Annotated in this window: 9 protein-coding genes and 1 rRNA gene; all 10 read left to right on the top strand. The window is 62.9% G+C overall.

The features are described 5' to 3' along the window. Positions 1-5: 5 nt before the first annotated feature. The 10 genes from rrf to xerD all read left to right on the top strand — a co-directional run bounded on the left by rrf (position 6) and on the right by xerD (position 10,392). Positions 6-122 (top strand): 5S ribosomal RNA (gene rrf, locus ACLRGI_RS00755). A gap of 333 nt (positions 123-455) precedes the next feature. Continuing rightward, positions 456-1,925, top strand: coding sequence for a tetratricopeptide repeat protein (locus ACLRGI_RS00750; RefSeq protein ID WP_419199822.1), 1,470 nt, complete (start codon positions 456-458; stop codon positions 1,923-1,925). Beyond that, positions 1,918-2,904 (top strand): HAD-IIA family hydrolase, encoded by a 987-nt coding sequence (locus tag ACLRGI_RS00745; protein WP_419199821.1) that lies wholly within the window; start codon positions 1,918-1,920, stop codon positions 2,902-2,904. Before ACLRGI_RS00750 ends, ACLRGI_RS00745 begins: the two co-directional genes overlap by 8 nt. A gap of 9 nt (positions 2,905-2,913) precedes the next feature. Next, positions 2,914-3,231, top strand: coding sequence for a hypothetical protein (locus ACLRGI_RS00740; protein ID WP_419199820.1), 318 nt, complete (start codon positions 2,914-2,916; stop codon positions 3,229-3,231). Positions 3,232-3,234: 3 nt separating this feature from the next. Beyond that, complete coding sequence (locus ACLRGI_RS00735) at positions 3,235-4,047, top strand: TlyA family RNA methyltransferase (RefSeq protein WP_419199819.1); 813 nt, start codon at positions 3,235-3,237, stop codon at positions 4,045-4,047. 12 nt (positions 4,048-4,059) lie between these two features. Beyond that, a complete protein-coding gene (locus ACLRGI_RS00730) occupies positions 4,060-5,100 on the top strand; it encodes an NAD kinase (protein WP_419199818.1) in 1,041 nt (346 codons plus the stop codon). A 3-nt stretch (positions 5,101-5,103) separates the two neighbouring features. After that, positions 5,104-6,843 (top strand): DNA repair protein RecN, encoded by a 1,740-nt coding sequence (recN, locus tag ACLRGI_RS00725; RefSeq protein ID WP_419199817.1) that lies wholly within the window; start codon positions 5,104-5,106, stop codon positions 6,841-6,843. Positions 6,844-6,994: 151 nt separating this feature from the next. Then, positions 6,995-8,740, top strand: a complete 1,746-nt coding sequence (gene pyrG, locus ACLRGI_RS00720) for a CTP synthase (RefSeq protein WP_419199816.1) — start codon at positions 6,995-6,997, stop codon at positions 8,738-8,740. Between the two features lie 27 nt (positions 8,741-8,767). Continuing rightward, positions 8,768-9,430, top strand: coding sequence for an NUDIX domain-containing protein (locus tag ACLRGI_RS00715; RefSeq protein WP_419199815.1), 663 nt, complete (start codon positions 8,768-8,770; stop codon positions 9,428-9,430). A 2-nt stretch (positions 9,431-9,432) separates the two neighbouring features. Beyond that, the gene (gene xerD, locus ACLRGI_RS00710; RefSeq protein ID WP_419199827.1) at positions 9,433-10,392 is read left to right on the top strand and encodes a site-specific tyrosine recombinase XerD; all 960 of its coding nucleotides are present in this window, start codon (positions 9,433-9,435) and stop codon (positions 10,390-10,392) included. Positions 10,393-10,433: the final 41 nt, after the last annotated feature.

Raw genomic sequence — 10,433 nt, 5'->3', positions numbered from 1 at the left:
ATGGTTACGGCGGTCATAGCGTGGGGGAAACGCCCGGTCCCATTCCGAACCCGGAAGCTAAGACCCACAGCGCCGATGGTACTGCACCCGGGAGGGTGTGGGAGAGTAGGACACCGCCGGACAACCATTAGGTAGATACCCCCCAACCCCCTCACCGGGGTCGGGGGGTCTCCCACTTTAACCACCCGTTCATGAGGCGTCTGCCTGGCAATCGTTGTTGTTTGCGTGCCTGAATGCCGCGTTCGCTGCGTGGTACCCGGGCTCCACGCTTGTGAGACTTGCCACGGGACACCTAAAAGGTGCTTCCGGCGTTCGGTCGCTGTAGTGGGGTCGAATAGAATTGAACCAGATATACGAGTCGGCAGCCGAGCGCTGCCGGCGGCGTGACAACGAAATAAGGGTTATGAGCGACTACGCACGCGCCAGTGGTCGGCTCGCAACAGGAGGAATCCACCATGGCTGAGCACAACGGCGGCAATCGCGGCGGCAATCGCGGAAACTTCGGAGGGAACCGGGACGATCGCGGTTCGTACCGTCCCAACAACAACTCCGGCGGGGATCCCCGAGGCTTCCGTTCCAGGGAGAATCGCGACGGCAATGATCGTCCGGCACGCGACGGCGAGCGTCGCCCCTTCAACAACGACCGCGGAGACAGGCCAGCACGCGATGGCGAGCGGCGCTCCTTCGGTGGGGACCGTGACCGCAAGCCTTTCGGTGACCGTACCGATCGTCCCGCTCGTGACGGCGAACGCCGTTCGTTTGGTGACCGTAGCGATCGTCCGGCACGCGACGGCGAACGCCGTCCCTTCAACAACGACCGCGGAGACCGTAAGCCTTTCGGCGACCGCCCCGAGCGCGGTGGTGAACGTCGTTCGTTCGGCGGTGACCGCACCGAACGCGGCGGCGCATGGGAAGAACGCCCGGCCCGGGTGCCCAACGCCAAGGACATCCGCAGTGCGAACCGTCCTGACCGCGAACGTTCTCCTGAGATTGACGAGGACGTCACGGGTAAAGAGCTGGACCGCGCCACTGGACACCAGATCAAGACCCTCGAGGAGCAGAGCGCCGGCTGGGTGGCAAAGCACCTGGTCATGGCCGGCCGCTTGATCGACATTGAGCCGGAGCTCGCTTTCCAGCATGCTCTCGCGGCGAGCCGCCGTGGCGGACGCCTTTCGGCTGTGCGTGAAGCTGTTGGCCTCACTGCTTATGCTGCCGGTCACTACGGTGAGGCATTGCGTGAATTCCGTACGTACCGCCGCATCAGTGGCTCCAATGTGCACCTGCCGGTGATGGCTGACTGTGAGCGTGGCCTCGGACGTCCTGATCGGGCTTTGGACATGGTCCGCTCTCCCGAAGCCCAGGATCTTGACGCTCCCGGCAAGGTTGAGCTCGCCATCGTGGCCTCCGGCGCACGTGCAGACCTCAATCAGCTTGATGCCGCTGTCAGCGAGCTTGAGATCCCGCAGTTGGACATCAACCGTGCCTTCTCCTACAGCCCCCGCCTGTTCCGGGCATATGCCGAAGCTCTGAGTGCGGTGGGTCGTACCGAGGAAGCGGATAAGTGGGCACGCCAGGCGCTCGTGGCTGAGAACGCTTTGGGTGTGGGTGACTTCGCGGAGCCCGAGATTCTTGACCTTGGCTGGGACGAGCAGGAAGAAGCAGCGGCGCGTAAGCCTCGCTTCGAGAAGCCTGCTCCGGACGCCGACGTCGTGAAGCCTGAAACTGAAACGGTCATCGTTGAGGCCGCAGCCGCGGACGTTGACCACGATGACGTTGAGCTGGACGATGCCGAGTCGGATTACTTTGAGTCCGATGACGCTGAATCGGACATCGATTCAGTGGACGACGTCGATTCAGCTGAAGATGACGCAGAAGCAAAAGCTGAAGACACCGACAACGAGGGCTCCAACTCCCAGCATGGCTGATTCACTGATCTCACGGTTTGATGCTGTCCTTTCCGATCTGGACGGAGTGGTCTATGCCGGACCGCACGCTATTCCGGGAGCCGTGGAGGCACTGCAGCGTCTCGAAACCGTAGGCGTCGGCCTGGGTTACGTGACCAACAATGCCTCCCGCACCCCGGCCCAGGTCGCGGCGCATCTGCGTGAGCTTGGTGCGCCGGCTGAGGACCATCAGGTGGTCAGCTCCTCCCAGGCGGCAGGGGAGCTTCTGGCCTCCATCCTGCCTGCGGGGGCGCATGTCCTCATCACTGGAAGCGCGGCGTTGGCTCATGAGATCGAGTTGGTAGGACTCAAGCCGGTGCACAGTGCTGCCGAATCCCCGGTCGCCGTTGTTCAGGGTTTCAATCCGGAGATCGGCTGGAAAGATCTGGCGGAGGCGTCGTATGTGGTGGCCGGGGGAGCCATGTGGTTCGCTACCAACACGGATATGTCCATTCCGCAGGCCCGCGGCATGGCTCCTGGGAATGGAACGCTGGTTGCCGCTGTGGCGGCCGCCACGGGAAAGACTCCTTTGGTGGCCGGCAAGCCCGAAGCCCCGCTTTTCCACACAGCCGCAAAACGGCTTAGCGCCGAGCGTCCGTTGGTTGTTGGCGACCGTTTGGACACCGACATCCTGGGTGGGAACCGGGCAGGATTTGCGACGGCGGCCGTCCTCACCGGTGTGGACACAACCCACACCATCATCGCGGCGCGGACTGATGAACGCCCGGATTACTTGCTGGCAGACCTGGAAGGCCTCTACGCGCCCTATCCGGAGGTTGTCAGCGACGCCGGTACGTTCCGTTGCGGTGCAGCCACTGCAGTCGCCGGGGACGGGGCCGTTACAGTTACGGGTGACGAGGGCGACCTCGACGCTTGGCGCGCGGCATGCGCGGCGTGGTGGGCCACGATACCGGACACGGACGTGGCACAAGCACCGCAGTTGGAATGGCGGAATAACTAGACTGGTGCGATGACCGAGCCCCAATACTCCACGCCGGAACGTCCAGAACCAGAACGTCCAGTGCTGGAACGTGCAGTGCCGGAGCATTCTGAAACGGAGCGACCCGTCGTCCAGTGGCCTGAGGCCGCCATCCCCACAGGCGACCCGCTGGTAGACAGGGCCCTCGGCTTGCTGGGTGAGGTCCCTCAATCACCTGTGCAGGACCATGGGGAGCTGTTCGCCGGCATTCATGACTCTTTGCTGGAAGCTTTGGATTCCGAACCCGGACTTCCGGCTATGCCTAAAACCAACAGCTCCAGCGATTCCCGCCCGGAAGGCGACAGCTAACGCATGCCAAGACTTGATCAGGAACTCGTCACCCGTGGGCTGGCGAGGTCCCGCACCCATGCCGCCAAGCTCATAAGTGACGGCAAGGTCAGTTCGGGCGGCCACGTCCTCGTCAAAGCGGCCCTTCAAGTGGATGCCGCGACGGAGTTGGATGTTCAGTCACACCTCGAGGACATCTATGTCAGCCGCGCCGGGCATAAACTGGCCGGCGCGCTGAAGGCATTTCCCGCCGTCGAGGTTTCCGGAAAGCGGTGTCTCGACGCCGGGGCCTCCACAGGCGGTTTTACTGACGTCCTGCTCCGGCAAGGCGCCGCCCACGTAGTGGCGGTGGACGTAGGGCACGGCCAGCTGGTCACGCACCTTCGGGAAGATCCTAAAGTGGAGGTCCACGAAGGCCTCAATGTCAGGTACATGACGCCGGAGCAGATCGGCGGTCCGGCGCAGCTGACGGTGGCCGACTTGTCCTTCATTTCCTTGACCCTGGTCCTCTGGCCGCTTGCACAGTGCACCGAGCCGGGTGGCGACATGGTCCTTATGGTCAAACCGCAGTTCGAGGTTGGCAAGGAGCGTCTGAGCCGAACCGGTGTGGTGTCGTCGGAGAATGAACGACGCCGGGCGGTGGCCCAGGTGGCCCGCGCGGCAGTGGATGCCGGCCTTGAACTTCAAGACCTGGCAGCCAGTCCGCTTCCGGGCCAAGACGGAAATGTTGAATACTTCCTGTGGATGACACGCAGGATGTCCACGGTGTTGCCTAAGATCGAAGAGCGGGACGAGGACGTTGCTGCGTTGATCAAGAAACTCTGGCCGAACCACTAGAAAGCAGATCCAATGAGCAGGCGTGTACTTGTCCTTGCCCACACAGGGCGGGAGGACTCGCTCCGCGCAGCCTGGGATGCCTGTACGCAACTGCATGCCTCCGGCTTGGTTCCCGTGCTGCAGAAGTCCGAACTTGCCGATATTGAGCGATTCTTTGGTGCCCTTGATACGCCCATCGAGATTCTCAATGATCACGTCAACTTGGAGGACGTGGAGTTGGTCATGGTCCTGGGCGGTGATGGCACCATACTGCGTGCCGCTGAGCTGGTCCGGGAGGTGGATGTTCCGCTGCTGGGCGTCAACCTGGGACATGTGGGTTTCCTCGCGGAAAGCGAACGCGCCGACCTCGCACAGACGGTGGAGTGGATAGCGAGCCGCCAGTACACGGTGGAAGAACGCATGACCATCGATGTCCAGGTGTGGGTCAAGGGCCAGAAGATTTGGCACACCTGGGCTCTGAACGAGGCTGCCATTGAGAAGGCCAACCGTGAGCGCATGCTGGAGGTTGTCACCGAAGTGGATGGGCGTCCTTTGACGTCGTTTGGCTGCGATGGTGTTGTTCTCGCGACGCCCACGGGTTCCACGGCCTACGCTTTCTCTTCAGGAGGCCCCGTGGTGTGGCCGGAGGTCGAAGCTTTGGTCATTGTTCCGATCAGCGCACACGCACTTTTTGCCAAGCCCTTGGTGGTGTCCCCCCGCTCGAAGTTGGCTGTAGAAATCATGAACAGGACGGACGCACTGGGAGTCCTCTGGTGCGATGGCCGCCGTTCGGTGGATCTCCCGCCCGGAGCACGCGTTGAAGTGACGCGCTCAGCCACGCCGGTGCGGCTGGCCCGGACCCACAAGACGCCGTTCTCGGCCCGGCTTGTCCGCAAGTTCCAGCTTCCCATCCATGGCTGGCGCGGCCCGGCGCCCCGTAGCGGGGAAGTTCACACCGGTCCCATCCCTGTCATCCGTACCTTGTCACCGGCTCCGTTGCCCAGTCCCAGGGACCCCGAAACGCCCCAGGCCCGCGGGCATGGTGAGCCATCAGACCCCACGAATGCGAAGTGAACCATGCTCGAAGAACTCCGAATCCGTGACCTCGGCGTCATAACCGACGCCGCACTGCCGCTGGGCCCCGGCCTCAGCGTAGTCACCGGCGAAACCGGTGCGGGGAAGACCATGGTGGTGACCGCCGTCGGACTTCTTCTTGGTGCCCGTTCGGACGCCGGCGCCGTTCGGAGTGGAGCCAAATCCGCGTCGGCGGAAGCCGTGCTGAAGCTCGATCCTGCGCACAGTGCGGTGGAACGCGCCAAGGAGGCCGGCGGCGACGCGGAAGAGTTCGACGGCGTAGCTGAACTCCTGCTGGCCCGCACAGTAGGTGCCGACGGACGAAGCCGGGCTTATGTCGGCGGGCGCGCGGCTCCGGTGGGGGTTTTGGCCGAATTGGGCGAAAGCCTGGTGGTGGTTCATGGACAGTCGGACCAGATCCGTCTCAAGAGTGCCACTGCCCAGCGGCACGCCTTGGACAGGTTTGCCGGAACGCCACTTGCCAAGACCCTGGCGGAGTATCAGGAACTGTTCAACCACTGGAAGGCTATCCAGTCCGAACTTGAAACGCTGCGCAGTGAAGCCCGCGAGCGGCTGCGTGAGGCTGAGTCCCTGGACGCCGCCCTCAAGGAAATTGATGAGGTGGATCCCCAGCCGGGCGAAGACGAGACCCTCAAAGCGGAGGCTGTGAAGCTGGCCAATGTGGAGGAACTGCGTTTGGCGGCAGCTGCTGCCCATGAGTCGCTCATTGCCGAAGAGTTCGGAGACGCCGGCGACGCAACCACCATGGTGGATGCGGCCAAGCGGACGCTGGAACACGTGGCGGAGCACGACGAGGAGCTTCGTTCCGCAGCTACCCGGCTCGCGGAAGTCGGTTTCCTCCTCAATGACATCGCCGCCGAGTTGTCCAGCTACCAGGCGGCGTTGGACACCGAAGGCCCTGAGCGGCTCTCCGAAATCGAGGAACGCCGGGCTGCCCTTGCCAAGCTGATCCGCAAATACGCCCCGAGCATCGATGAAGTTCTTGAGTGGGCAGCTACGGCGAGGACCCGCCTTGATGAGTTGCAGGATGACTCCAGCCGCATCGAGTCCTTGGACGCGGAGGTGGGTTCCGCGGAGGCAACCCTTCGGAAGCTGGCTGCAGCCATCACGAAAGCCCGCCTCAAGGCTGGGAAGGACCTCTCGGCCCGGGTGAGCGCCGAACTGAAGGCCCTGGCCATGGCTGACGCCACACTGGTCATTGAGGTGGACGGCAGCGGCGCGTTGGGCCCGTGGGGCACCGACGAGATCGCGTTCCTCCTCCAACCCCACTCCGGTGCTCCGGCGAGGCCCCTGGGCAAGGGCGCCTCCGGCGGTGAATTGTCCAGGGTCATGTTGGCGATCGAGGTAGTGCTTGCCGCAGTGGATCCTGTCCCGACGTTTGTCTTCGATGAGGTGGATGCAGGCGTTGGTGGACGTGCCGCCGTCGAAATCGGACGCAGGCTGGCCATGCTCGCCCGGCACGTCCAGGTGCTGGTAGTGACGCACCTGCCGCAGGTAGCGGCCTTCGCAGATCACCACATCCGCGTCACCAAAACCTCCGTGCGCGGCGCTGATGGGAAGACAACCACCGGCTTCACGTCCAGCGACGTGCAGCTTCTTGGCGACGACGAGCGGGTCAAGGAGCTTGCCCGCATGCTGGCCGGTCAAGAGGACTCCGAGAGCGCACAAGCGCACGCACAGGAATTGCTGGACGACGCCAAGCTCCTGCCGCAGCGCATTTGATGTTCAGGAGCGCCGGGGGAGTGCGAGGCACCGGGATGCGAGCACAATCACATCAGCGCACTTAATCCCGCCCGGGTCTTGCTTGGAATGCGGTGGTGAGCAACCATTGACCATTTGGGGAATCCGAACGGACGCTTGGAAGGCGTAATTGATGATAAGCTCGAATTCCGTGGTGCAGCGATCAAATTCCCGTGTAAATTCCCGGTTCCCGGGCTCGTCCAAGACGACCAAACACATCTTCGTCACCGGTGGTGTGGCGTCCTCGCTCGGTAAGGGTCTGACGGCTTCCAGCCTCGGTCACCTGCTGCGGGCACGTGGTTTGTCTGTAACTATGCAGAAGCTCGATCCCTATTTGAACGTGGATCCGGGCACGATGAACCCCTTCCAGCACGGCGAAGTATTCGTGACGGATGACGGCGCCGAAACCGACCTCGATATCGGACATTACGAGCGCTTCCTCGATGAGAACCTCGAAGGTTCGGCCAACGTCACAACGGGCCAGATCTACTCCACCGTTATCGCCAAGGAACGCCGCGGCGAATATCTTGGAGACACCGTTCAGGTCATTCCCCACATCACGGATGAAATCAAGCGCCGCATGCGCCTGCCTGCCGAAGGCAAGAACGCTCCTGACGTCATCATTACCGAAATCGGCGGCACGGTGGGCGACATCGAGTCGCAGCCGTTCCTTGAGTCCGCCCGCCAGGTTCGCCAGGACGTGGGGCGTAATAACGTCTTCTTCCTTCACGTCTCGCTGGTCCCTTACATCGGTCCTTCCCAGGAACTGAAGACCAAGCCTACGCAGCACTCGGTGGCTGCCCTTCGCTCCATTGGTATCCAGCCTGAAGCAATCGTGATCCGCTCGGACCGCGAAGTGCCCGATGCCATGCGCGAGAAGATCGGCCGTATGTGCGACGTCGACATCGACGCCGTGGTGAACGCCGCTGACGCCCCCAGCATCTACGACATCCCCAAGACCCTGCACTCACAGGGGCTGGACTCCTACATCGTCCGTGCACTGGATTTGCCGTTCAAGGACGTTGACTGGAGCAAGTGGGACAAGCTGCTTGAAGCTGTGCACAACCCCAAGCACGAGGTCGAGGTGGGCCTGGTGGGCAAGTACATCGACCTTCCGGACGCTTACCTCTCGGTCACCGAGGCACTCCGCGCCGGCGGTTTCGCCAACGAAGCCAAGGTCAAGATCCGCTGGGTCCCCTCGGACGAGTGCGAAACCCTGGCAGGTGCCACCAAGTCCTTGGCCGGTGTGGACGCCATCTGCGTTCCTGGCGGGTTTGGTATCCGTGGTCTCGAAGGCAAGCTTGGAGCTTTGAAGTTTGCCCGCGAAACCAAGCTCCCGGTCCTGGGCTTGTGCTTGGGCCTGCAGTGCATGGTGATCGAGTACGCCCGTAACGTGGTTGGCCTTGAAGGTGCTTCTTCCAGCGAGTTCGAGCCCGATTCGAAGTACCCGGTCATTGCCACCATGGAAGAGCAGTTGGACATCGTAGAAGGCAAGGGAGACCTCGGGGGCACCATGCGCCTTGGCCTTTACGAAGCCAAACTGGACGAAGGATCGGTCATTGCCGAGACCTACGGCACCACCACGGTCAGCGAACGCCACCGCCACCGCTACGAGGTCAACAACAAGTACCGTGACCAGATCGCCGCCAAGGGCCTGGTGTTCTCAGGAACCTCTCCTGACGGCAAGCTCGTGGAATACGTGGAGCTTCCCCGGGAAGTCCACCCGTACTACGTGGCAACGCAGGCGCACCCGGAGCTCAGCTCCCGCCCCACGCGCCCTCACCCGCTGTTCGCAGGTTTGGTCAAGGCTGCCTTGGAGCGCCGTGAAGGTGCGCCCGTGGCCACCAGGACCGGTGCCCGCACGGTAGCTGCCAAGTAAACGCAAGTACTAACGAAGGACGGCGCGATGCCCGGTATTTCTGAAACCCCCCGTATATCAAGGCAGGTTTCGGACATGCCGAGCCCGCGCCGTCTCTTGTCTACCAGCAAGGTATACGAAGGCCGCATCTGGGACGTTGTCAGCGATTCGTTCCAACTCAGTGACGGCACGGACACGTTGGTTCGTGACTACATCGATCACCCGGGCGCCGTAGCTGTGCTACCCATGAATGTTGACGGCGAGATCTTGCTGCTGAAGCAGTACAGGCATCCTGTCGGAATGGACCTGTGGGAAATTCCCGCCGGCCTGCTGGACGTCGAAGGCGAGGACTTCGTGGTGGGCGCAGCCCGGGAACTGGCTGAGGAAGCTGACCTGGTCGCGGCTACTTGGAACGTCCTTGTGGACTTCTTCAACTCGCCGGGTTCTTCCAGCGAGGCAGTCCGCATTTACTTGGCTCGGGGACTCAGCGACGTTCCCCTGGCGGACCGGCACGTTCGCACCGATGAAGAAGCCGAAATCGAACTACACTGGGTGCCGCTCGAGGACGCCGTAAAAGCGGTGCTGGAAGGCCGGCTGCATAATCCGTCCGCAGTACTGGGCATACTCGCTGCCGCTGCCGCGAAGGCCGATGGCTTCACCAACCTTCGTCCCGCCAACGCGCCGTGGCCGGCTCATCCGAGCCAGCGCTGAGCATGGCCGGGGCAGCCACTCGAACCGCCAACGGCGTTGACCGCGCAGTAACCGACTATCTGCAGCATGTCGGCGTGGAGCGTGGCTTGGCAGCCAACACTTTATCCGCGTACCGCAGGGACCTTGCCCGGTACTCGAACTTCCTCGCAGACCTAGGTGTGGAACAGCCCGGAAACATCACCCGGCATCACGTGACAGCCTTTGTGCAGGCCTTATCCGACGGTTCCGATGGCGCCGCCGCTCTGGGCGTCCGCTCCGCAGCCCGCACAGTGGTAGCGGTGCGCGGCCTCCACAAGTTTTGGGCGCTGGAAGGAACCACGACGTCGGACCCCGCCAGCGATGTCCACCCACCCATGCCGGGCAAGCGGCTTCCAAAAGCCATCAGCGTTGGTGAAGTGACCCGCCTCCTGGAAGCTGCCGGGTCGGACAGCGCTACCGGGCTCCGGGACCGGGCACTGCTTGAATTTCTTTACTCCACGGGCGCCCGCATCAGTGAGGCCGTTGGGCTGGACGTCGATGACGTCTCCCTCGAAGACACCGGCGGTGACCCTGCCATTGTGAGGCTGTTCGGCAAAGGTTCCAAGGAACGGTTGGTTCCCTTGGGCTCTTACGGTGCCCGCGCCGTCGGGGCCTATGTTGTCCGCGGCAGGCCGTTGCTGGCGTCCAAGGGCAAAGGCACCCCGGCGCTGTTCCTCAACGCCCGGGGTGGCCGGATCAGCAGGCAAAGTGCGTGGACCATCCTCAAGACGGCGGCCGAGAAAGCCAACATCACAAAGGATGTCTCCCCGCACACACTGCGCCATTCGTTCGCCACCCACCTCTTGGAGGGCGGGGCGGATGTAAGGGTGGTCCAGGAGTTGCTGGGCCATGCGTCCGTCACCACCACGCAGGTCTACACCCTTGTTACCGCAGACACTTTGCGCGAGGTCTACGCAGCCGCGCATCCCCGGGCGCTGGGATAGGACGCCTTGGGATAGGACGCACCGGGATAGCGGGGCGCACG

It is taken from the genome of Paenarthrobacter sp. PPS72 (genome assembly GCF_048537125.1).
GTDB lineage: Bacteria > Actinomycetota > Actinomycetes > Actinomycetales > Micrococcaceae > Arthrobacter > Arthrobacter nitroguajacolicus_E.
This window is presented reverse-complemented; position numbering and strand designations above follow the sequence as displayed.

Bases quoted from the DNA above. Each gene is read 5' to 3' on its own strand.
- ACLRGI_RS00715 (WP_419199815.1), top strand. From the start codon at position 8,768: ATGCCCGGTATTTCTGAAACCCCCCGTATATCAAGGCAGGTTTCGGAC.
- xerD (WP_419199827.1), top strand. From the start codon at position 9,433: ATGGCCGGGGCAGCCACTCGAACCGCCAACGGCGTTGACCGCGCAGTA.
- ACLRGI_RS00730 (WP_419199818.1), top strand. From the start codon at position 4,060: ATGAGCAGGCGTGTACTTGTCCTTGCCCACACAGGGCGGGAGGACTCG.
- ACLRGI_RS00740 (WP_419199820.1), top strand. From the start codon at position 2,914: ATGACCGAGCCCCAATACTCCACGCCGGAACGTCCAGAACCAGAACGT.
- ACLRGI_RS00750 (WP_419199822.1), top strand. From the start codon at position 456: ATGGCTGAGCACAACGGCGGCAATCGCGGCGGCAATCGCGGAAACTTC.
- recN (WP_419199817.1), top strand. From the start codon at position 5,104: ATGCTCGAAGAACTCCGAATCCGTGACCTCGGCGTCATAACCGACGCC.
- ACLRGI_RS00745 (WP_419199821.1), top strand. From the start codon at position 1,918: ATGGCTGATTCACTGATCTCACGGTTTGATGCTGTCCTTTCCGATCTG.
- ACLRGI_RS00735 (WP_419199819.1), top strand. From the start codon at position 3,235: ATGCCAAGACTTGATCAGGAACTCGTCACCCGTGGGCTGGCGAGGTCC.
- pyrG (WP_419199816.1), top strand. From the start codon at position 6,995: ATGATAAGCTCGAATTCCGTGGTGCAGCGATCAAATTCCCGTGTAAAT.